The organism is Pseudomonas sp. PA-1-6B, from assembly GCF_021609545.1.
In the GTDB taxonomy this organism is placed as follows: domain Bacteria; phylum Pseudomonadota; class Gammaproteobacteria; order Pseudomonadales; family Pseudomonadaceae; genus Aquipseudomonas; species Aquipseudomonas fluorescens_BV.
The window spans coordinates 40,738-61,468 of sequence record NZ_WJZM01000036.1 but is presented as its reverse complement, the minus strand read 5'-3'; the positions used below and the strand labels follow the sequence as shown (position 1 = coordinate 61,468).

Genomic DNA, 20,731 nt, shown 5'->3' with positions numbered 1-20,731 from the left:
CGTGGGCCGCCGCCACGCGCCATCCATGGCGCGGGGCGGCTAACCCGGCGTCCTGCCGGGTTACCCACGAATTCAAGCCTGCGTTCGGCCAGCGTGGTTTAACGGGGCGCCTGAGATCAAAAGCAGATCAAGAGCAAGATCAAGAGCGGCTCGCTTCGCATCGTAGTTAGCGGGGGGATACGCCTATATCGTGTATGTGGATTTTTCCGAGCAAAAGGCGGTCAGTATCATTACAGCCCTTCCGCTCCTTGCGGAAAAACCACTGGGCGGATAGCGCAAAATGCAGGATGCACGATGGCCCTTCATGCAAATTGCACGAAAATGAAAATCCTATAAATTTATAAATACCTGATTTATAAGGATTTTCTATAAATTCCAATACTGGCACAATCACTGCACCTATCACTCCATGCTTGCCAACTTGAGCCAATGGAGCTGATAGACATGAGCCTGATCCAAGATAAATTCGCTTCGGTATTCTCCAACTACGACGTCACCACCCAGCCACGTCCGGACGGCGGCATCCTGTTGACCCTGCGCAACAGCGAAGGTAAGCAGGTCAAGCGCTCGATCTCTTATCAGCAGTTGCACACTGCCGACCAACTGACTTGGGTGATCAGCGCCATTCGCCGTGACTTGGCTGAACAAGCCAGCGAACTGCCGCAGATTTCGATGCTGCAAAGCCAGAACCGCTTTGCGCTGCCGACTTATCATTCGGCCTAAGCGACAGTATCCAGTCCTGAATAGGTTTACACCTGGTTCTTCCCGACGCCCGATGCATTGTATCGGGCGTTTTTATTCGGTCCCGCAGCCCTTTTAGTGGTCCCAAGTCTAGCCAAATGCCTCTTTGACCAAGCTGTCGAACATGCTGTAGGTCGACAGCGCTTCACGACGGTGATCTTCATCGCTGGCGTCCAGGGGTGTGACCCGCAAGGTCTGGATCTCGATGACATTGCTGGCTGCGTCATGCTGGTAGTGCAGGAGCACCGAGATACCATAGTTGTCGCCACACAGGCTGTAGCAGACATTCATATACTGCGGCTTGAGCAGCTCCAGGCCGTACATCTGGCTATGGATGGCTAAGGCACAGACCCTGGCCTGGCATGTCGCAGCGAAGGCCGACTTGGGCAGTTTCTCGGCGTAGGCCGCGTCGCCGATCACATGCACATCCGGTACTAGCAGGGATTCCAGGGTTTGGGTGTTGACCGGACACCAGCCATGCTCTGCGGCCAGGCCGTTGTGCCGTGAAAAATCATCAGCCTGTTGGGGCGCAATGATATTGATCACATGGCCGCTGACCGGACCACCCTCGGTCAGCAACTGCCCCTTGGCTTCGTCGAAACCTAGCACGGTCCCCCCCTGCAAGGCGCCGACCCACTGGATGGTGGCCTGCTTACTCCCATAGCCATAGAAACGTTTCCAGGCCTGCTCGAATTGCGCCTGCTTGGCAAACCGCGGCTTGGCATCCAGGACGATCACCCGAGAATCGGGCTTGTGGGTCTTGAGATAATCGGCAATCAGGCTGGCCCTTTCATACGGCCCGGGTGGGCAGCGGTAATCGTCCACGGGTACCGAGATCAGCACATTGCCGCCGTTGGGCATGGCCTCCAGTTGCTGCCGGAGCAAGCGCAGTTGCTCGCCGCCGCCCCAGGCATGAGGTACACGACTGGACACCGCCTCGCTGTAACCGGCGATGCTGTCGTACTTGTAGCCAATACCCGTTGCCACTACGCAGCGGTCAAAGCCGAGCACCGAACCGTCCGCGAGCCTGATCTGCTTTCGTTTGGCATCGATCAAGCGCGCCTTCTGATGGAGCACCTCGATGCCCTCGGCTCGTAACTGCTCGTAACCAAAGACCAGGGTTTCTTCGTCCCGCTTGCCCACCAGGTATTCAACCCCCAGCAGGCAGCAGTGATACTGCCGGCTGGGCTCGACCAGAGTGATGCCGACGTTGGCGTCCAGGCGCCTGAGAGTACGAGCGAAAGTTGCGCCGGCAAAACCACCGCCGATCACCACTACCGCATAAGAGTGGGCCGTCACGGCCACCGCAGGTCTGGCCAGGGCCTGGATCGAGGAAACGCCGATGCCCGTGGCCAGCCACCTGAGCAGCAGCCTGCGTTGTGGGTTCATCGACATAGTGCCCCCTGCGCGCAACCTTGTAGATACCCCAGAAGCTGCTGCAACTCCTCGCCTTTGAGGGCAGACATCGCACTGGTCATTTCCTCTGGCATCGTTCGTTGGCCTGTGACCATATCCTTCAGCACTCCTTGCATATACTGCGCATTCTGTCCTTTCACATACGGCGTATCTGCCTGCTCCTCATGGCAACTGGAACAGTGTTGCGCGTACAGCCGCTCACCCTGTTTGTGTGCCTGGGACACGGCCCCCCCGAGCGATTCTTTCGGCAGGCTGCTGTAATACTCGGCTAACTGCCTGAGCGTCTGGTCGTCGTACCCTTCCATCGCCCGGTTCATGATGGTGCCTTTGAGAGTGCCGTCGCGATAAGCCGCCAGGATCTTGTACAGGTAGGCCTCGGGCTGGCCGGCCAGCGAAGGAATCGCCCCCGGCGTGCGCTGTCCCTCGAAACCGTGGCAATTGATACAACCGTTGCTCAACATGAAGAGCTCGCCACGACTGCCTGCTTGCAGACTGGGAACTGCAAAAAACACTAGGCCAATCAACAACGCCCCGATAACCACGCGCATAGCCTGGACTCTCTCTGTGTATCGGCCGCTGCATCGGCGGCCGAGTCATTCCGTCGACTACTCAGTGAGTACGTTGCTCATGTACACCTTGGTGTAACGCAGGTACTCCTTGGGAATGTGGTAACCGCCGTAGGCTTTCACATGGCCGTCGATATACCCGCTCATGGCCTCGCGCGAAGCGAATATCCGCTTGGCTCGCTCGAAGGTCGCAGGGTCGCGGTAGATCATCATGTGGATCAGCGGCTCGCCCAGTTCGGTGGGGATCAGGTTGATCACCTTGACCCCTTCCTTCGACTTACCAGCATAAGTCTGCATGTGCGCAGCCTGAGAGGTGACGAAGGTATTCAGGAACGCCTCTTCCTGACCCTTGGGCGGCTCGAAAATGATGGTCATTGCTTTGCTGGAGGAGGTGGCGGCCGAGGCTGGGGCTGTCGGGGCCTGAGTCTGAGCCCATGCATGGCTGCCAAAAAACCAGATAAGGCCGACTAGGCCAAGACACGCTGTAAGATTGCTCACCGTTATCACCGTTATTGTTACCAATGGTTTTTTTGTCGAGCCAAGCATGTCCGGCGAGCGGACCTGGGATGGCTGACTCGAGGCTTTTGCTATTTGTGCAGCACGACTGAAATCATTTTTCCGTCCAAGTCCCCCGTGGGGTTGGCCGTATCCCTGGGGGCAACCTGCACGGAACTGATTTCCACGCGGCGATAGTGTTCGAACATCACACGCTGGTACTCCAGTGGCAGCAAGGTCCGGATGCAGAAAAGGGCGAGGCGCCCGCCATCATCGAGCAGCGACTGCGCGGCAAACTTAAGGAACCTGAGGTTTTCGTTGTCAACCGCCGCCATTTCATCGGCGAACGGATCGAAGAAAATCGCGGAATAACGCTGGCTGCTGGTGTCAAACTGCTGCCAGTAGCCGGGGTGCAACTGAATGTTCTTACGTACGCCCTTCCAGCGCTCGGCCTGGAGCAGCACCTGTGGGTGGGGCTCGACAATGGTATGGGACGCCGGGCCGAACTCCTGCAGGATGCTGGCCGAGATGCCCATGCCGAAGCCGATTTCCAGTAGCCGGTCATCAGGCGTGAGCTTGAGGTCCTCGACCATCCTGCGGATCAGTGGCCTCTCCCACTCATGCATGACGTACTCGTTGCCGATGCGCAGTGAATCGCCGGTGTAGACCGCCTCTGTCGCCAGATAGTCCTTGCGTTGCGGGTCCATGAACACTCCTTTCTCGTCAATCAGGGGTAGGTACGGCGATCACTCCAACAGGCAGACGGCATTACCGCACCAGTTTCAATTCGGGCCTGCCGACGAAGGCTTGCGCCGGCGTTACATTCGATTTCAGCAGCAGTGTCTGGAACCCGTCCTTGAACGGAACCCTGGCGAGGATCGCAATACTCAGCTCTTCGAGGTACAGCGAAAAGCCTTGGAGCATCTTCAATGGCAGACCGGCAAGTACGGCGTATGCGATTTCGAGCAGTAACTGGTCGAGATAGATCACCAGGGTCCTTTCGCTGTACCGGTGCAGAATCGCTTCCAGTTCGATGGCAAATACATGGTAGAGAGTGTTGAGGCTCTGGCTACCGTAGCGACCAGCATAGGAATCGAACAACCAATCCATCTTGCGAGCCCCATAGACCTGCTGCGGATCGTAGAACTCCTGCTCGAAGACCAGGGTCTGGATCCCCAAGCTGCCAGCCAGCGACAGGACCGGGACATAGCAGGTCGAGCACCCGGACAGAACTAGCAGGTCACCATGTGCGCACTGCAGCGTATGTAGGTGGTTTTGCAATAACTCCTCATCGAACTTCCTCGCACGGCGCATGAGAATCACGTTCATCTCATCGAACTCCTGAAGCCAGCCTCGCAGGCCGTCAATGCCTCGATATGCCGCGTACGGGTAGCGCCGACGATACAAGCGTCTACCTGCCGATGATGAAAGGCGTAGTGCAGCGCAGGCGCCAGCGGAATATCGCCGCCCGCCAGGCAATGCACGGCGTAGAGGCGGGATCGGGCCTTGATTTGGCGCAAGTAGCCGGCGTAGCTTGGGCATTGCATGTTCAGCAGGTTGACCGGCACCGCGGCGCCGGCGAACGATCGCTCTCTCAACACCTGCAGGAAGCCGGCGCTGGGGTGGAACCCCAGGAGAATTCGCGAGGCAATCGCAATGGCCGCCTCCATCTGTTGCAGGATCGCTTCGAGCAGCGCGTATTGCTGTTGCGCAAGCAGAATGTCCAGCCAGTCGCCCCCCAGGGTCACTAGGCCCGGCTGGCAGTAGTGGATGATATCGAGGTCTTCGGCTATCTGTTGCGCATCGGCGGCGAAAGTATATCCAGGAGCCGTGTAGTAGTACTCCGGGTTGGCCTGGATCTGACGGACACTGACGCCCTGCCCCGTTGCCTGCTCGGTGACTCGCAGCAAAAACCGCGAATGATAGATATGCCGCGTTCGTGCGCCCCCAGCCAAGGCATTGCTGACAGCCTTGGCTGTGGACCAGTCGCCGCTGGCCAGGCCCAGTCCGGATTTGGCCAGAACCCTGCGCGCGATCTCCTCGACCTGTTGCGCCGAGTAAGGACTGCCGTAACGTTTAAGAAACCCCCGGTCGCCCAAGTACAGAATCGGCTCATCCATGAGTCTTTCCTCGCTCCGGGCAATCAACTACCAGCTCGCCGAGCTCTATGTCATTTTCCAGTCGGCAACGATGATCCACCAGCACCAGGGTGTTACCGCTACGCTCGGCGTAAAGGTGCAACGCTTGCACACGCTCGGCCAACTGCTCCGCGCGCAAAGCACTGAACGGCTCGTCCAGCAACAACAGATGATGGTGGTCCTCCGGCAACGCGCTCAGCCAAGTATCCAGCCAGCCGCTTGCCCCGGGTTCACCGCCGAGCAGCGCCTGGGAATTACTGTCCAGGTAATAGCAGTTTGATGTCATGGCCTGCACCATGCCCGCCTCTTCGATGATCACGTCGGTGATACCGGCCACGCCCTTGAGGTAATCGCTCTTGCCAGAACCGGAGTGCCCCGATAGCGAATACAACCGGCTCCGTTCCAGGCTCAGGGCACGATAGGCATGTTGAGCAATAAAGGGAGCAATGCTCAGGCTTTGCCCAGCAATCGCCACGACCACCGAGCTTTTGGGCCGGGCAAAATGCTGCAGACGCTCCACCGACACCGACTGCGACTTGAAACCTGTGACGGCCAAAAACACATTGGCCAGATCGGAACGCACCAGTAACAAAGCCGTGACCGCGAGCACAAAAGCCGAATCGCTGGGCCGGTAGAGCCAGCCCATCAGGACCACCAGAATAATCACTAGGTCGCTGAGCAAAGTGCAACTGGCTGCCGTGACGGTACGGGTGATAACACTGCGCATGCGAGTGGTGTAGAAATGCCTCACCCCCTCGACTATCGTCCCCCGCTGAGTGAGCGCTAGCCAATCTCCCATGCGTTCAAAACCCACGCCACCGGCCCGGGAAATAGAAAACGTCACATGGGCCGAGCGCAATAGGGAGTCAAATCCCTTAACGCTTTCCACCCGGGTCCGATATAGCTCGTTGATCGAAAGCCGGTACAACCCCGCCAGCAAGCCGCTGAACAGCAGCGCCACCGCGATGCCGAACAGGCCGAACCCCATCCACAAGGCCACGCCATTGCACAGCAATAGCGCGATAATCCAGGCAATGTCGTGGGCATACCAGGCAATACGTTCGAATGTCGTGGTGACGTCGCGAGAAACCACCTGCAGCGCATCGGCCAGGCCAGTGACCCGAATGTCTCGCAAGCCATCGGTGAACAAGCGGGAAAAGCGGCTGCGCAACAGATTCTCGATAAACAGCCCGGCAGCGATTCCTGCCCCTACCCCGACCACGGCATACAACAGAACCTGCCAAGGCGAGAAGCCTGCCTCTGGTAGCGTCAGGTTGGCGGCATAACTCATCATCAGCGCCGGCACCATCAACATCAGCACACCCCAGCCACAATACTTGAACAGATCGCCGAGACTGAAGCGATCCAGTGCCCGGCAGTTAGCCGGCACCGTCGAAGCCGTCCGCTCACTAACCTGCACGGGTGAGCCTTTGCGCTGCGCTATCGCTCTTGCTGCCGATGGGCTGAAGCTTACCCAGGACAGGCACTCCAAGGCGTCTTTCACTGCCAGCGCGGCCGCAGCGTCCAACGCCGAGAGGTCGTGGTCGATATTCAGGGTTCCGTCCTGGGCACGGGCCAGAAACACCCCGCGCAGCAGTTGCAGGCGCAGGCGTTGTCCGGCAGAGAGATTGCTCCCGTCCAGCTCGATGGGCAGCTGCAGGACCTGCTGTGGGTTCGGCCCCAGCTCGGGTACCAGCCGGAAAGCGCCCAGCAAGGCGTGCAGGTCCTCGCGCTGGCTCTCCAGCGGGCCAGGAATCAGTTCGACCAGCTTCGCAGGCCAGACCGGCCAGTCGGCATCGAACTCGATCACGCCCCGGGCCAGATCGGCGGCGGCGGGTCGCAGCACCGAATGCCTGGAGGAATTCTGATACAGACCATTGAGTGCTTCCAGAGAGCGGCCGATGGCCTTGTAACTCACATAGGATCGGGGCAGCGCTAGCACCGACGCCAGCAACGGGATGCTCAGCCAGAAAATCGCCCCTTCCCAGACCGTGGCCGATTCCGAGGTGCCCAGCAGCCCCAGCAACACAAAGGGAATCAAGCGACCGAAACCGATGATGTAGCTGTCGGCACCACGCAACAGAGTATCCAGGTTGCGCAGGCAGCGTTCGCCCCCCAGTGTCCGCTCGATGCTCTGCAAGACCGTCCGGTCGGCGAACTGCTTGAGCCACGGGCCTTTACGCAACCATGCCGAACACCGTTCGATACGCTGCGCCGCCATATCCATGATCCGCTGGTAGTTGCGGTCTGAGAGCCAGGACAGCAGATAGGAAAGCGGCAGGAACACACCGATCACCGCAACCGCCCAGAAACCTGCCGTGCCAAAGACCAACAACGCCAGCAGGATTGAAAGCAGCAGGAAAACCGGAATAGCCAACAGGTTAACGCTAGCACCGATGCCATCGAGAATGACGCTGAAATCCCGCGAAACCACCCGCTCCAGCACCGACACATCTACACGGGGCTGCATCTTGCGCGCCAGAAGGCGCTCGAACTCGCGGCATAACGTCAGGGAGATGTAGCGTTCCAGATTGAGCTCGCTCACCATCAGCAAAAAACCGCTGATGGCCAAGAACGCCAGGAGCACGGTGTCCGTCAGTACAATATCGACGATGCCTTGGGCCGCCACCAGTGTGCTCAGCTTGTAGATGAACAACAGCGGCACGGCGTATTGCAACAACGACACCCATACATAAGCGCCGACCGCCCAGGGCGCAAGGCTGAAGGCCAGGCCGAAAAAGCCGTCGGCGAAAGCTCGCTCTTCGGAGCGAGCGAACGGCTGATAGCGTAATGTCGGCGTAAAACAGTACATCCACTTCACGACAGCGCCTCCTCGCAGTACACCCGACCAGGCTCCAGGGCCTGTACACGCAGCAGGCAGTCTTGGATTTTCTGCAGATCATAATAGTGGGCGGGAATCTTCCGGCACTCACAGTAACGGGCCACCCATTCCTCCAGACTCCACGAACTTACCGGCCCCACCCCCAGGAAGCGGCTCAAGGACAAGATGTCGAACCACACACTGCGCTGCAGGGAATGAGTCTCCAAGTCGAGGATGCGCACGCCATCCACGGTAACGAGCAGATGCTCCGACTTGCAGTCACCGACGCTGATGCATTGCAGGTCGAACGGCGGCAAACGGCAGCGCGACGACAGGCAGGGATCGAGAAACTCAGGGGTACTGCGGTGCCCCATGACCCGCTGGATATTCGCAAGGGCCGTGGCATGCATCGCCGCGTAGGCCGCGATCACTTCAGGCAGGTCGGCCGGACCGGGCAAACGCCCTTGAAGAGACTCCAGCACGAGTACCTGGTGCCGCGCATCCTGACAGCGCATGCCTGCGATCGGCCCCGAGCGGAACAGCAAGTATCCGCTGGCTTCGGCGGTATAGGCCGCCTCATCGAAATAACGTTTGATCACCACCTGCTCGCCCGAGGCCATGCACACGCCCGAGCAGACCAGGGACTTCACCGACTGGCCAAGTACCCGCAGAACCTGATAACGCTCGGCCAACAGCTCGGCAAGCGCCTGTCGCTGCTGCTGTACCTGAGCTGCGCCGAGGAGTTCGAGATGCACATGCTCAAAGGCTCTTTGCCGGCTCATGGCGCAGTCACCAGGGACAGCTCATAACTGCGCAAGGCACGTCCATAGTCCACTTGCTCGTTGTAATACTCGAGCCAGAACGCCAGTGGGCTGTCATAGCGATCGCAGACATACCACTGCGATGCCGACAGGTTGAGCAGCTCCCATATCTGCAACTCGCCGAGAACCAGCTTGCAGAAATCGCCATGGTCGACACGGATGCCGTAGGGATAACGCTTGATCGCCCCCTCGCCTTCGTCCGGCACCTCGATGAACTCGACCCTGGACACATCCAGCACCCACTGTTGACCGGCGCCGTCGTCCCGGATCAATTGCAGCACCGCACGGCACGGACTAACGGGGCGCCCCAGGTAGTTGCTCTGGGCCATCAGGACCTGGCCGTAGCGAGTAATCAGCCAGGTCCTGGCCATTTCGTCGAGATGGGCCTTGATCCGCTGTGTATCAAGAGAGACCGTCTGGCGTCGCCCTTTCGGTGGGCAGGGCCCTACCTGTTCCTCGGATGCGCAGATCCAGCCAGCCGGTTCGCCAGGCCGAGCCGGCGCCACGTCAAAGCTTTCGCCGGGTGTCAGTGAGTGCACCGCCCGCAACAAAGACAGTTCGCTACAGATCTGCGCAAGTTCGAGGTTCGACCAGGGGTGATGCGTCTTGCCAAAGGGATCGCGATATCCATTGCCCGCGAGGAGCAGGGTCGGCACCTGGTTCAGTCGGCGCATCGGTCTATGTACGATTTCGTCCAGCAGACGCAAGCCGGACAGCCGGGTGTAGCGTTGGTCCGGCACCGGCAACAGGTTGTCCAGGCCAATCGGCCCTTGCGTCCCGCTGCACTGGAAATTATTGGTCATAACCATCACCTGGGGCCAGGCAACGGCTCCATTATTGACATCGGCAAAGTAGGCGTCGGCGATTCGGGTGTCGGACTGGATGAACACCGCCTCGCGGCCCTGATGCTCGACATGCAGCGACGCTACCCGGCTGTCCCAGAACAGTACCTCGGTGAAGGGCATGTAGAAGCGCAGCCTCAGCGAGCCGATAACGAACTCTGCCTGAGTATCGACCCGCCGCACCTCGTAACCGCATGCACGGACAATCGCCTCGGCCGCGCCGGGAAACAGTTCCGGGACATAGACCACTTTGCGCTTGAGCAAATGCCCGCAGTCCGACGACAGACGGCGCAAGGAGGCCGGGTGAAAGTGCTGCAGGTGCTCGGTGGTCAAGACAATGCCATCCACCGCCGGCATACGCTGCAGATCGACGTTGCGCGCCGGGATTATCGCAAACTGCCGGTCAGTATCGGAACCGAAGCCACCACCCAGCACCGGGTCAATCAACACATGGCAATCACCAGCCTGCAGTGACCAGCTTTCGTGGCCGATCATCGTCAGTTGCATGGGCACACCTCAAGATTGCGCATGCTGCGCCAGATGATTTTCGCCAAGAGCTCAGGGCTGCCGTTCTCGCCGTAATAGCTGTAGAAGAACGGGATCAGGCCATCGAAGATGCCGGTCTCAAACCAGGACTGGACCGAAACGCCGACGATGTCCCAGACCTGCAGGTCCCCTTCGACCATGCCGATGAAGTCCACCAAGGGCAGGCATACTCCAAAGGGATACAGCCCCACCAGCGATTCGAGCTGGTTATGCGCCTCAGCCTCGAACTGGCCGCTGATCAGATTCAGTGCATAGCTGTCCTGACGCCCCAGGGCATGGGCGACAAAACTGAAAACGATTCTTTTCGGCCCGAGCTTGCACCCGTTGTAGTGAGACATCGCCAACACCTTGCGTCCGGTGATAAACAACATCAGGCTTTTCGCCAGGCGTTGCAGCTCGGCTTGCGCACGTCGCAGCAACTCTTCATACGCCTCGGCGTCCTGCACGTCCGGGCGTACCGATGCGACCACCTCGACGGTCTTGCGGGCATCGATGAACTGGTCCAGCTCCCCCATTAGCAAGTTGTGCTGCACCTTATCCACCTGAACCCAGTCGATAACCGCCTGAGGCCTGGGATCAGTGTCCAGGGAAAAGGCTTCGCCTGGCAGCAGGCCGACAATATTGGTGTCCAGGCTGAGCTGATTGGCCAAGCGGCTCAATGTCGGCTGATCGGAAAACGGGAAAGCGGCGAAAGCGCCCAGGCGCTTGATGAACCCACCGCCGCAAAGGGCGATGTTCTCGGGTTGCACCGGAAAATCGTCCATGTAGCTGGTCAGCACGGCGCTGAGCACACCAATCCCCAACGGACCGACTTTACGGTTGCTGTCACTCGCGTTCTTGCCCCAGTTTTCCAGGGACTGAAAGGCTCCTGGAGGCGATACCCTAGAGTTGTTCGAGACGATCACCAGCTTGGGCGGTACCAGTCGTCCTGCGACGATATCGGTCTTGAACACTTCGGACACCAGGGCATCCACAGCAATGAAGATGCCACCGCTCGACTGCTCGGCCTCCTCGATATGCACCTGGGTGACCCGGCTTTCCCAGAAGGCAGTCTTCGGATCCGCCGGGTAGAAGCGTAGGCTCAAGTCGCCGACCCGCATTTGATCGGTGTCGTTGACTTGCGTAAGGGTGAACCCGAGGTCACGGATGCATTGTTTGACCGGTTCAACAATGGTCGCCCCCACCACAAACCGGGCGGAACGTGGTAACAGATTCAGCGACTTGATATCGAAATGATCGGAATGTTCGTGACTGAGGAAAATCAGGTCTATATCGGAAAGTGCGGCGGCATCGACGGTACGCGGCGGATAGATCTCGATCCGGTGCTCGTCGACTAGCCCGAAGTCTTCACATAACAGCGGGTCAATCAGGATCCTTGTACTTCCATGTTCCACTAGCCACGTTTGATGGCCGATAAAGATCGCCCTCATGTCCACCTCCCTGATCGACAACTGAATACTCAGTACCCAAAAAATGAAAAAGCAAGAAAGGACTTTCTTGCTTTTTCGGGGTCAGTTCAACGGTGGTACGCGCAGCTCGCAGCCTTGGTTTCGGAAACACGGGTCTTGGACTTCTTGATGGCATCGCTCAAGACCTGCAACTCTTCCTTGCTGAAGAATACTTTCTCTACGTCTTGATGATTGGGTGCGGTCGCACCTTTCTGGATATTCTGGTTCATGGCTTGCTCCTTGTCTAAGTGTTTACAGGTATGCCAAAAGGGTAATGGCACTTGCAAAAGCCGAGTCGCGGATAGGCAGCGACATGCCAACACTAGAACCCCGGTAGGGTGCCCGCAATGGAAAATGACCGGCAACAGCATCTTTGGGAAACGTCCGACAAGAAGGCGAGAACTCTAGTTTTCCGGCGCAAATACACATCACAAAGCTTGTCTAAGTGCGTGAACAGAAGCAGAAGGGCTCTTGCATCAATGGGCGTCTCGAGTTGAGCGAATTCAAACGCAAAAAAGGGTCGCGGCGCCATTGGCGTCGCGGCCCTTTTTCATGCCGTTAACATAAGCCCTGGCGGGCGGCCTCATTCTTTGCCTGTACACGGTTGGTGACATCCAACTTGCCGTAGATGTTGCGCAGATGAAATTTAACCGTGGCTTCAGAGGTGGCGCGAATCTGGCTGATTTCCCAGACGGTCTTGCCCTCGGAGGCCCATCGCAGGATTTCCAGCTCGGTGGAAGTCAGAGGCTTGCCGGACAAGCTCATGCGTTTTCTGATAGCCGTCGGCACGATAACCAACGGGCGATACGTCTCCTCGGGGCCACTCATTGTTCTCTCCTTATATCTGCTGATGCGCTGCCATCTTTCGGATTCCTCCCATTGACAGATGGCATAAACATTGACGCCGAACAGAGAGTTACATAAAGAGTGGAATCAAAGCGCACAGCACCGAACAAACAGCTTTGCCCTACAAATAATTAAGTTTCTTCCCACAGCAACTTCCAACTTGCCAGGGTTGAACATTCAGTTATCTATGCTTAGTCATCCAGCCCTGGAAAGCGGGTGGCAATCGCATCACCGGTCAAGGAGGGCACAACGCCTCGGGCCGTGTTGAACAAACGCAGTGTCACACAGTGCGGGTTTTCGCCGATGTCGAACCAGTGCGGTACACCGGCCGGGATGATCAGCAAGTCATTCTTCTCACAGCGCAAGCTGTACACATAGTCGCCTATGTGCAGCGTAAACAGCCCCTGGCCTGCGATGAAGAAACGCACTTCATCTTCACTGTAGGTACGTTCATCCAGGAACTGTGCGCGTAACTCGTCTTTCTGTGGATGGTCGTGGGTCACGCTGACCACTTCAACAGCGGCGTAGCCCAGAGCATCGGTCTGCGCCTGGTACGCGGCGATCATCTGCGCCGCACTGGCGCCCTTCTCGATTGGGCTGGGCTGCCAGCGCTCGAACCGCACACCGTGCTCGGCCAGGGTCGACTGGATGTCGTCGGCATGGGTCAACACTTTGTTCGGGGTGTCCGGGGTGGCGATGGAGTAGACGGCTACATAGCTCATTGCACGGTTCCTTGGTTCGGCTCTTGCAATCGAAGGCCAATGATAATGGCGGCGGCCAGGGCCGCGAGGCTGGCGATACTGAACGTGAAGGTTGGCCCCAGCAGGTTCCAACTGTAACCGGAATACAGGGCGCCGAGCGCGCCGCCGGTGCCGGCCAGCGCGGCATAAAGGGCCTGGCCCTGGCCTTGCTGGCGGTCACCGAAGCTGCGTTGCACAAAGGCAATTGCCGCCGCGTGGAAGCTGCCAAACGTGGCGGCGTGCATCAACTGCGCCACCAGCAGCAGCCAGAAAACCTCGGCAAATGAACCCAGCAGCCACCAGCGCAGCGCCGCCAGCAAGAAGCTGGCGAGCAGCACCCGGCGCACCGAAAAGCGCGCAAGAATACGGCTCATGGCCAGGAACATCAGCACTTCCGCCACCACCCCCAGCGCCCACAGCAGGCCGATCACGCCACGGCTGTAGCCCAAATGCTCCAGGTGCAGGGTGAGGAAGGTGTAATACGGGCCATGGCTCATTTGCATCAGCGCCACGCAGGCATAAAACGCCAACACGCCGGGGCTGCGCAATTGCTTGAGAAAACCATCGCCAGCCAGGCGGTTGCCGTGGCTGGCCGGCTGCGCGTTCGGTACCCACAGGCTGGCGCCGATGATGCCGGCCATGATCACCACGACCACCACCGGGTAAATATCCAGGCTCAGCCAATCGAACAGGCGCCCCATAACCACCACGGCGAGGATAAAACCAATGGAGCCCCACAGACGGATCTGGCTGTAGCGCGAGGTTTGCTTGTGCAGGTGGGCCAGGGTGATGACTTCAAACTGCGGCAGCACCGCGTGCCAGAAGAACGCGTGCAGGGCCATGACCATCGCCAGCCAGGCGTAGGTCTTGCTGACAAAAATCAGGCAGAAGCTGGCCAGGGTGCACACCGCGCCGAATCGCACAATGGCCAGGCGCCGGCCGGTGTAGTCGCCGATCCAGCCCCACAGGTTGGGGGCCACGCAGCGCATCAGCATGGGGATGGCCACCAGCTCGCCGATGCGCGCGCTGGAGAAACCGAGGTGATCGAAGTACAGCGCCAGGAACGGCGCGGTCGCCCCCAGCAGGGCGAAATAGAAGAGGTAGAAGCTGGAGAGGCGCCAGTATGGGAGCGGTGGGAGCATGTTATTGGGGCTGCTGCGCAGCCCAGCGCGAGCAAGCTCGCTCGCCACAACAAGCTCGCTCATTGCCCCAGGCGATCACAGTTGGCCCAGTATCGGGGTACTCACGCGCACATCGGCATTTTGCCCGCGGTTGCGCAGCAGATGGTCCATCAACACGATGGCCATCATGGCTTCGGCAATCGGTGTGGCACGGATGCCGACGCACGGGTCGTGGCGGCCCTTGGTGATCACATCCACCGGGTTGCCGTGCACATCGATCGAACGGCCAGGCGTGGTAATGCTCGACGTGGCCTTGAGCGCCAGGTGCGCCACGATCGGCTGGCCGGAAGAAATACCGCCGAGGATGCCGCCCGCGTTGTTGCTGAGGAAACCTTCAGGGGTCATCTCATCACGATGCTCGGTACCGCGCTGGGATACGCAGGCGAAGCCGGCGCCGATTTCCACGCCTTTCACCGCGTTGATGCTCATCAACGCATGGGCCAGTTCGGCGTCGAGGCGATCAAAGATCGGCTCACCCAGGCCCGGTTTCACGCCTTCGGCCACGACAGTGATCTTCGCGCCGACCGAGTCCTGGTCGCGGCGCAACTGGTCCATGTAGGCCTCCAGTTCCGGCACCTTGTCCGGGTCGGGGCAGAAGAAGGCGTTGTCTTCGACGCTGTCCCACGTCTTGAACGGGATTTCAATCGGGCCCAACTGGCTCATGTAGCCTCGGATGACGATGCCCTGGGTAGCCAGGTATTTCTTGGCGATGGCGCCAGCGGCCACGCGCATGGCGGTTTCACGCGCCGAGCTGCGGCCACCGCCACGGTAGTCGCGTTCGCCGTATTTGTGGTGGTAGGTGTAGTCGGCATGGGCCGGGCGGAACAGGTCCTTGATCGCCGAGTAGTCCTTGGACTTCTGGTCGGTGTTACGAATCAACAGGCCAATGGCGCAGCCCGTGGTGCGGCCTTCGAACACTCCGGAGAGGATTTCGACTTCGTCCGGTTCCTGGCGCTGGGTGGTGTGGCGGCTGGTGCCGGGCTTGCGGCGGTCGAGGTCGCGCTGCAGGTCGTCCAGGCTCAGCTCGAGGCCTGGCGGGCAGCCGTCGACAATGGCGACCAACGCCGGGCCATGGCTTTCGCCCGCGGTGGTGACAGTGAACAGCTTGCCGAAGGTATTGCCGGACATGCAGGGCGCTCCGTGAAATCAGTTGAATCAAGTCAACCGTAATAACTTAAGGCGGCCAGTATACGCAGGCTAACCGACTAGTTCATCCTCGAAACCTTACCGGTAGACGTTGGTCCAACCGGCACCTCTCCAATGATGGCGCTATGATGCTGCGAGCTCTGCTGTTCACCCTCACCCTGTTCACCGCCGTGGCCCAGGCCGCCTCCCCTGTTGTCTTGCAACGCCCGATCAGCCTGGACACCGGCAGCGGCCAACTCTTTGGCTCCCTGCTGTTGCCGCAATCGGATAAACCGGTGCCGGTGGTGCTGATCATCGCCGGCTCCGGCCCCACCGACCGTAACGGCAACAGCGCCGACGGCGCGCGCAATGACAGCCTCAAGCGCCTGGCCTGGGTACTGGCCCGGCATAACATCGCCAGCGTGCGCTACGACAAGCGCGGCGTGGCCGCAAGCCTGGCGGCCACGCCGGATGAACGCAACCTGACCCTGGAGGCGTATGTGGCCGACGCCGTGGCCTGGGGCAAGTTGCTCAAGGCCGACAAGCGCATGGGCCCGCTGATTGTTCTGGGCCACAGTGAGGGCGCGCTGGTCGCCGCCCTCGCCGCGCCGCAACTTGAACCGGCCGGGGTCATTTCCTTGTCTGGCAGCGCCCGCCCGGTAGATCAGGTTATCCGTCAGCAACTGGCCGATCACTTGCCCCCTGCCCTGCTGCTGCGCAGCAATGAAATACTCGATCACCTCAAGGCCGGCCAGGTGGACGCCGACGTGCCGCGCCCATTGGAGGGTATTTTCCGACCCAGCGTGCAGCCGTATCTGATCAGCCTGTTCCGCGCCGATCCGTCGGCCGCCTTTGCGCGCCTGGACATGCCGGCGCTGATCATTCAGGGCACCAACGATATCCAGGTTGGCGTAGGCGACGCCCGGCAACTGAAGCAGGCCAAGCCCGACGCGCAGTTGACGGTGATCGAAGGCATGAACCACGTGATGCGCATCGTGCCCAATAACGTGAAGCAGCAACTGGCCTCCTACAATGACCCGAAACTGCCGCTGGCCGCGGAGTTGGGCCAACGTATCGTCAGCTTTATCGAAGGACTTCAACCCCGTTAAGCGGCAATTGGCCTCCAGTCCTGGAAAAAACGGCCGATAAGTCCAGTGTCGACAGTAAAAAGACTGTCGGCTCGCAGGGCTTGGACAGGATCGCGCCGCATGACAACCACCGAAACAACACCCGAATCTACCGCCGAGACCACGGCCGCAACCGAAGCTGGCGCCGCAGCGGCCCTGCCGTGGGCCGACGTTCACGCCGAACATTTCAAGATGCTGCGCCTGGCCCCGCTGGCCACCGACCGCGCGACCGGCGCACGGCCGTTGCGCTTTGTGCAGTTCGGCTATGCCGAACGCCACGACAAACACCACAGTCTGTTGCGCATGGTCATCCAGTTACCGGGCCAGCGAGTACGGCGCGAGCAGAACCACCTGGATATCTGGGTCGATCACGATAAACACCGCGTGCACTTCGGGCCCGGCAACAGCCTGGAAATCGAGCCGGCCAACCGCGGTATCGGGCGCTTCCTGGTGGCCCAAGGCGCCGCCTGGGCGAAGAAGAAGTGGTCACACTACCGCGTCGACGGCGTGGACCTGGCCAACAAGGACGCCCTCAACGAAGCCACGCGCCTGCGCCGCGATCACTTCCTGCGTATCCAGGGATTTGATGTGGCCTATGCCGATGTGCAGCACCTCAAGGGCAATGTGCAACCCGGCAAGGTCAGCGACGTGCTCGACAGTTGGAACACTGAAAAAGTGCAGTTCGTAGAGATCCTGGAAGCCGCGCAGATGCTGCAACAGGCAGAGCAGAATCTGGCGGAGCAGGAAGTGAAGCTGCGCAAGGAAGAGGAAAAAGTCACCAAGTTCAAGCGTGAAGACAGCGGGCTGCGCTTTACCATCACCTGTCTGGTGGCGTTTACGGTGTTTCAGGCGGGGTTGTTGATCTGGATTGCCACGCACCGCTGATAGATTGAAATGCAATTAAAATGTGGGAGCTGGCTTGCCTGCGATAGCGATGTATCAGTAGCACAAGTGCAAGCTGACCCACCGCTATCGCAGGCAAGCCAGCTCCCACATTGGCCCAGTTTCTTCAGTTAGACCCGTGCGGCAAATACTGCCTGATGATCGCGGCACTGTTCAGCCGTGAGCATGAACACCCCATGCCCACCGCGCTTGAAGTCCAGCCAGGCGAAATCCACTTCCGGGTACAGCGCCTCGACATGCACCTGGCTGTTGCCCACTTCGACAATCAGCAAGCCCTTCTCGGTCAGGTGGTCCGCCGCTTCGGCCAGCATCCGGCGTACCAGGTTCAGGCCGTCGTCACCGCAGGCCAGGCCCAGTTCCGGTTCGTGCTGGTATTCATCGGGCATGTCGGCGAAATCTTCGGCATCCACGTAGGGCGGGTTCGACACGATGAGGTCGAAACGCTGGCCGGGTAACCCGTCAAAACCATCGCCCTGCACGGTGTAGACCCGCTCGTCGACGCCATGGCGCTCGATGTTCTGGTTCGCCACTTCCAGGGCTTCGAAGGACAAGTCTCCCAGCACCACTTCGGCCTCGGGGAATTCATAGGCACAGGCGATGCCGATGCAACCGGAGCCGGTGCACAGGTCGAGGATGCGTGCCGGCGGCTGGGCCAGCCAGGGTTCGAAGCGGTCTTCAATCAGCTCGCCTATGGGTGAACGCGGGATCAATACGCGCTCATCGACGATAAACGACATGCCGCAAAACCAGGCCTCCTTCAACAGGTAGGCCGTTGGCACTCGCTCGTGGATACGTCGATGCAGCAAGCGCTGCACATGGGAGATCTCCTCTTCTTCCAGGTTGCAATCCAAATAGCTGTCGGCGATTTCCCACGGCAGGTGCAAGGCGCCCAGCACCAATTGCCGGGCTTCGTCCCAGGCATTGTCGGTGCCATGGCCAAAAAACAGGTCTTCCCCATGGAAACGGCTGACAGCCCAACGGATATGGTCGCGCAAGGTGCGCAGGCGGGAAGTGATCACGGGGGCAAGCTCCTGGAAAAAACGACTGGCGATTCTAACAGCCTTCACCTGTACCGACGATGTACGAAAAACCTGGCGCCGTACGTCGGATTTCATCAAATCTGCCCGCATTGTGTTAAACAGGCCTGCCTCTTGACATGGCTGCACGCCAGCAACGGCGTACCTTACGATAGTAGCGATTCACAGAAGCGCTCAGCCAGTGGACAATGTCGCAAAAGCCCCACTCACAGGAGCCCCAGAATGTCCGTTCCAAAGACGATGTTTCAACTCAGCGGTCGCGGTTACGCAGCAGCCAACCTCAATCATGCGACCCTGGTGATCATCGACGCCCAGAAAGAATACCTCAGCGGCCCGCTCGCCCTCTCGGGCATGGACGCGGCGGTAGAGAACATCAAGCAGCTTGTGACCGCAGCGCGCAATGCCGGGCGCCCGATTGTGCATGTGCGCCACCTGGGCACCGTGGGCGGCCTGTTTGACCCCCAGGGCGAGCGCGGCGAATTCATTCCGGGCCTTGAGCCTGAGGGTGACGAAACCATTATCGGCAAACTGCTGCCCAGCGCCTTCCATGGCACCGGCCTGGAAAAACACCTGCAAGACCTCGGCTCCCTGGACCTGATCGTCTGCGGTTTCATGAGCCACTCCAGCGTCAGCACCACCGTGCGCGCGGCCAAGAACCTGGGCTTTCGCTGCACCCTGGTGGAAGACGCCTGCGCCACCCGCGACCTGCCCTACAAGGGCGGTATCCTGAGCGCCGAGCATGTGCAGCAAACCGAAATGGCCATCATGGCAGACAACTTCGCCACCCTGGCGCTGGCCAAAGACTTGATCTGATGCTGCTGGCGGTGAGCGGTGTGTTTATTGCTCCGCTCATCCGCAAAGCCCTCTCATTTGGCGCATTTACCTCTCCCCCCGGAACAACCTGTGTATCTTCCGGTCGAAGGGCCGATACCCTGGAGGAAAGGTCGGAATGAAGATATCCGATGGTTTTGATGCTCGTCGCTTGCGCCCCAAGGGCCCGAGCAATTGGCGTCTGCGCCTGGTAGCGTGCATTGCCGCGTTGCTGGCGATAGTAGGCTTGTTGTTGGCGGGCGCTGGTGGCGCCGGCCTGTTTGGGCATTCGCCCGCCCTGGGCGAACTGAATGCCAGCCCGGGCGGCTCGGCACTCCTGCTGGGGATCGGCTTGCTGGTGCTGTGGTTGGGCGTGTGGTTGTGGCGTCGCAGCCGCCGGAAAATGCGCCAGCCGCTGTCGCTGAATATCGCCTCTCACCTGATGAAAAAGCACGACTGATGGCGCTTGGATAGCGTTTCCTGCGCCCTGGCCGCCGCGATTTAGGTAAACTGCCCGCCCTTCGCGGAGGCTGACATGCAAGACGACGATTTTTCCCTGTTCAAAAACGAGCTGCGCGGCGTCAAGCCGATCAAGCACGACCGCGCCGACACCGGCAAACCCAAGACTGACCGGGCGCAGATCGCCAAGCTGCGCCAGGCCGCGACCGTGCGCACCGATGCCACTACCGTGGACGGCCTGTCGGACCAGTTCGTGATCGACGTCGGCCCCGAAGATGAACTGATGTGGGCCCGCGACGGCGTGCAGGAAAGCCAGATGCGCAAGCTCAAGGCCGGCCAGATCCCCTTCGAAGGCAGCCTCGACCTGCACGGCATGACCGTGGAAAAAGCCCGGGAAACCCTCTGGGCCTTCCTGGCCGAAGCGACCAAATTCGAAATCCGCTGCGTACGCGTCACCCATGGCAAGGCTGTGCGGTTGGACGGCAAGCGGCCGATGATCAAAAGCCACGTCAATACCTGGCTGCGCCAGCATGCCCAGGTGCTCGGCTTTACCTCCTGCCAGGCTCGTCACGGCGGTGCCGGCGCGGTGTATGTGATGCTCAAGCGCACCATGATGGAAGGGCGCGACGAGTAACAAGTGCCATCGTCAGGCTTGCAGCGATGTGTCCG

22 protein-coding genes are annotated in these 20,731 nt (G+C 59.8%); 6 read left to right on the top strand and 16 right to left on the bottom strand.

All coding sequences use genetic code 11. The annotated features are described in order from the left end of the window. The first annotated feature begins 444 nt into the window (after positions 1-444). Positions 445-723, top strand: a complete 279-nt coding sequence (locus GIV35_RS17680) for a DUF3509 domain-containing protein (protein WP_003172952.1) — start codon at positions 445-447, stop codon at positions 721-723. 108 nt (positions 724-831) lie between these two features. On the opposite strand, the gene GIV35_RS17675 is transcribed toward GIV35_RS17680, so the two are convergent. From GIV35_RS17675 to aroC, 15 genes are all read right to left on the bottom strand, one after another. Next, complete coding sequence (locus GIV35_RS17675; protein WP_105227494.1) at positions 832-2,136, bottom strand: FAD-dependent oxidoreductase; 1,305 nt, start codon at positions 2,134-2,136, stop codon at positions 832-834. Beyond that, a complete protein-coding gene (locus tag GIV35_RS17670; RefSeq protein ID WP_105227496.1) occupies positions 2,127-2,705 on the bottom strand; it encodes a c-type cytochrome in 579 nt (192 codons plus the stop codon). The genes GIV35_RS17675 and GIV35_RS17670 overlap by 10 nt, the downstream gene beginning before the upstream one ends. 57 nt (positions 2,706-2,762) lie before the next feature. Beyond that, positions 2,763-3,098, bottom strand: coding sequence for a hypothetical protein (locus GIV35_RS17665; RefSeq protein ID WP_105227498.1), 336 nt, complete (start codon positions 3,096-3,098; stop codon positions 2,763-2,765). Positions 3,099-3,310: 212 nt separating this feature from the next. After that, entirely contained in the window at positions 3,311-3,925 is a 615-nt protein-coding gene (locus GIV35_RS17660; RefSeq protein WP_105227500.1) for a class I SAM-dependent methyltransferase, read from the bottom strand. A 61-nt stretch (positions 3,926-3,986) separates the two neighbouring features. Continuing rightward, positions 3,987-4,547 carry a hypothetical protein gene (locus tag GIV35_RS17655; protein ID WP_105227502.1) on the bottom strand — a complete coding sequence of 187 codons (561 nt, stop codon included), beginning with the start codon at positions 4,545-4,547 and terminating at the stop codon, positions 3,987-3,989. Further along, positions 4,544-5,338, bottom strand: a complete 795-nt coding sequence (locus tag GIV35_RS17650) for a hypothetical protein (RefSeq protein ID WP_054920468.1) — start codon at positions 5,336-5,338, stop codon at positions 4,544-4,546. Before GIV35_RS17650 ends, GIV35_RS17655 begins: the two co-directional genes overlap by 4 nt. Then, positions 5,331-8,177 carry an ATP-binding cassette domain-containing protein gene (locus GIV35_RS17645; RefSeq protein ID WP_105227504.1) on the bottom strand — a complete coding sequence of 949 codons (2,847 nt, stop codon included), beginning with the start codon at positions 8,175-8,177 and terminating at the stop codon, positions 5,331-5,333. Before GIV35_RS17645 ends, GIV35_RS17650 begins: the two co-directional genes overlap by 8 nt. Beyond that, positions 8,174-8,959 carry a hypothetical protein gene (locus GIV35_RS17640; protein WP_105227506.1) on the bottom strand — a complete coding sequence of 262 codons (786 nt, stop codon included), beginning with the start codon at positions 8,957-8,959 and terminating at the stop codon, positions 8,174-8,176. The genes GIV35_RS17645 and GIV35_RS17640 overlap by 4 nt, the downstream gene beginning before the upstream one ends. Then, a complete protein-coding gene (locus tag GIV35_RS17635; RefSeq protein WP_213153510.1) occupies positions 8,956-10,347 on the bottom strand; it encodes an MBL fold metallo-hydrolase in 1,392 nt (463 codons plus the stop codon). Before GIV35_RS17635 ends, GIV35_RS17640 begins: the two co-directional genes overlap by 4 nt. After that, entirely contained in the window at positions 10,338-11,816 is a 1,479-nt protein-coding gene (locus GIV35_RS17630; RefSeq protein ID WP_213153509.1) for an MBL fold metallo-hydrolase, read from the bottom strand. Before GIV35_RS17630 ends, GIV35_RS17635 begins: the two co-directional genes overlap by 10 nt. Positions 11,817-11,902: 86 nt before the next feature. Next, entirely contained in the window at positions 11,903-12,064 is a 162-nt protein-coding gene (locus GIV35_RS17625; RefSeq protein WP_158688694.1) for a hypothetical protein, read from the bottom strand. Between the two features lie 328 nt (positions 12,065-12,392). After that, a complete protein-coding gene (locus tag GIV35_RS17620; protein WP_054896323.1) occupies positions 12,393-12,662 on the bottom strand; it encodes a response regulator transcription factor in 270 nt (89 codons plus the stop codon). Between the two features lie 209 nt (positions 12,663-12,871). Then, positions 12,872-13,402, bottom strand: coding sequence for a 1,2-dihydroxy-3-keto-5-methylthiopentene dioxygenase (locus GIV35_RS17615; RefSeq protein ID WP_236265291.1), 531 nt, complete (start codon positions 13,400-13,402; stop codon positions 12,872-12,874). Further along, a complete protein-coding gene (locus GIV35_RS17610; RefSeq protein ID WP_236265289.1) occupies positions 13,399-14,562 on the bottom strand; it encodes an MFS transporter in 1,164 nt (387 codons plus the stop codon). The genes GIV35_RS17615 and GIV35_RS17610 overlap by 4 nt, the downstream gene beginning before the upstream one ends. A 75-nt stretch (positions 14,563-14,637) precedes the next feature. Beyond that, on the bottom strand, positions 14,638-15,729 hold the full coding sequence (aroC, locus tag GIV35_RS17605; protein WP_003192786.1) for a chorismate synthase: 1,092 nt from the start codon (positions 15,727-15,729) through the stop codon (positions 14,638-14,640). Between the two features lie 143 nt (positions 15,730-15,872). Here aroC and GIV35_RS17600 point away from each other — a divergent pair, with 143 nt between their 5' ends. Further along, the gene (locus GIV35_RS17600) at positions 15,873-16,835 is read left to right on the top strand and encodes an alpha/beta hydrolase (RefSeq protein WP_161904472.1); all 963 of its coding nucleotides are present in this window, start codon (positions 15,873-15,875) and stop codon (positions 16,833-16,835) included. 99 nt (positions 16,836-16,934) lie between these two features. Beyond that, positions 16,935-17,738 carry a hypothetical protein gene (locus tag GIV35_RS17595; RefSeq protein ID WP_034126144.1) on the top strand — a complete coding sequence of 268 codons (804 nt, stop codon included), beginning with the start codon at positions 16,935-16,937 and terminating at the stop codon, positions 17,736-17,738. Positions 17,739-17,866: 128 nt separating this feature from the next. Here the strand turns inward: GIV35_RS17595 and prmB are convergent, their stop codons facing one another. Further along, on the bottom strand, positions 17,867-18,775 hold the full coding sequence (prmB, locus tag GIV35_RS17590) for a 50S ribosomal protein L3 N(5)-glutamine methyltransferase (RefSeq protein WP_105227516.1): 909 nt from the start codon (positions 18,773-18,775) through the stop codon (positions 17,867-17,869). A 240-nt stretch (positions 18,776-19,015) separates the two neighbouring features. Here prmB and GIV35_RS17585 point away from each other — a divergent pair, with 240 nt between their 5' ends. From GIV35_RS17585 to GIV35_RS17575, 3 genes are all read left to right on the top strand, one after another. Next, complete coding sequence (locus tag GIV35_RS17585) at positions 19,016-19,606, top strand: cysteine hydrolase family protein (RefSeq protein WP_057977001.1); 591 nt, start codon at positions 19,016-19,018, stop codon at positions 19,604-19,606. 136 nt (positions 19,607-19,742) lie between these two features. Continuing rightward, positions 19,743-20,063: a hypothetical protein gene (locus tag GIV35_RS17580; protein ID WP_020302242.1), complete on the top strand. Its 321-nt coding sequence runs from the start codon at positions 19,743-19,745 to the stop codon at positions 20,061-20,063. Positions 20,064-20,138: 75 nt separating this feature from the next. Beyond that, on the top strand, positions 20,139-20,696 hold the full coding sequence (locus tag GIV35_RS17575; protein WP_003192796.1) for a Smr/MutS family protein: 558 nt from the start codon (positions 20,139-20,141) through the stop codon (positions 20,694-20,696). Positions 20,697-20,731: the final 35 nt, after the last annotated feature.

Excerpts from the sequence above, each read along its gene's own strand:
- GIV35_RS17630 (WP_213153509.1), bottom strand. The coding sequence starts at position 11,816 with ATGAGGGCGATCTTTATCGGCCATCAAACGTGGCTAGTGGAACATGGA.
- GIV35_RS17595 (WP_034126144.1), top strand. The coding sequence starts at position 16,935 with ATGACAACCACCGAAACAACACCCGAATCTACCGCCGAGACCACGGCC.
- GIV35_RS17580 (WP_020302242.1), top strand. The coding sequence starts at position 19,743 with ATGAAGATATCCGATGGTTTTGATGCTCGTCGCTTGCGCCCCAAGGGC.
- GIV35_RS17620 (WP_054896323.1), bottom strand. The coding sequence starts at position 12,662 with ATGAGTGGCCCCGAGGAGACGTATCGCCCGTTGGTTATCGTGCCGACG.
- GIV35_RS17660 (WP_105227500.1), bottom strand. The coding sequence starts at position 3,925 with ATGGACCCGCAACGCAAGGACTATCTGGCGACAGAGGCGGTCTACACC.
- GIV35_RS17600 (WP_161904472.1), top strand. The coding sequence starts at position 15,873 with ATGATGCTGCGAGCTCTGCTGTTCACCCTCACCCTGTTCACCGCCGTG.
- GIV35_RS17665 (WP_105227498.1), bottom strand. The coding sequence starts at position 3,098 with ATGACCATCATTTTCGAGCCGCCCAAGGGTCAGGAAGAGGCGTTCCTG.
- GIV35_RS17585 (WP_057977001.1), top strand. The coding sequence starts at position 19,016 with ATGTCCGTTCCAAAGACGATGTTTCAACTCAGCGGTCGCGGTTACGCA.
- GIV35_RS17650 (WP_054920468.1), bottom strand. The coding sequence starts at position 5,338 with ATGGATGAGCCGATTCTGTACTTGGGCGACCGGGGGTTTCTTAAACGT.
- GIV35_RS17575 (WP_003192796.1), top strand. The coding sequence starts at position 20,139 with ATGCAAGACGACGATTTTTCCCTGTTCAAAAACGAGCTGCGCGGCGTC.
- GIV35_RS17675 (WP_105227494.1), bottom strand. The coding sequence starts at position 2,136 with ATGTCGATGAACCCACAACGCAGGCTGCTGCTCAGGTGGCTGGCCACG.
- GIV35_RS17610 (WP_236265289.1), bottom strand. The coding sequence starts at position 14,562 with ATGCTCCCACCGCTCCCATACTGGCGCCTCTCCAGCTTCTACCTCTTC.
- aroC (WP_003192786.1), bottom strand. The coding sequence starts at position 15,729 with ATGTCCGGCAATACCTTCGGCAAGCTGTTCACTGTCACCACCGCGGGC.
- GIV35_RS17655 (WP_105227502.1), bottom strand. The coding sequence starts at position 4,547 with ATGAACGTGATTCTCATGCGCCGTGCGAGGAAGTTCGATGAGGAGTTA.
- GIV35_RS17625 (WP_158688694.1), bottom strand. The coding sequence starts at position 12,064 with ATGAACCAGAATATCCAGAAAGGTGCGACCGCACCCAATCATCAAGAC.
- GIV35_RS17680 (WP_003172952.1), top strand. The coding sequence starts at position 445 with ATGAGCCTGATCCAAGATAAATTCGCTTCGGTATTCTCCAACTACGAC.
- GIV35_RS17670 (WP_105227496.1), bottom strand. The coding sequence starts at position 2,705 with ATGCGCGTGGTTATCGGGGCGTTGTTGATTGGCCTAGTGTTTTTTGCA.
- GIV35_RS17635 (WP_213153510.1), bottom strand. The coding sequence starts at position 10,347 with ATGCAACTGACGATGATCGGCCACGAAAGCTGGTCACTGCAGGCTGGT.
- GIV35_RS17640 (WP_105227506.1), bottom strand. The coding sequence starts at position 8,959 with ATGAGCCGGCAAAGAGCCTTTGAGCATGTGCATCTCGAACTCCTCGGC.
- GIV35_RS17615 (WP_236265291.1), bottom strand. The coding sequence starts at position 13,402 with ATGAGCTATGTAGCCGTCTACTCCATCGCCACCCCGGACACCCCGAAC.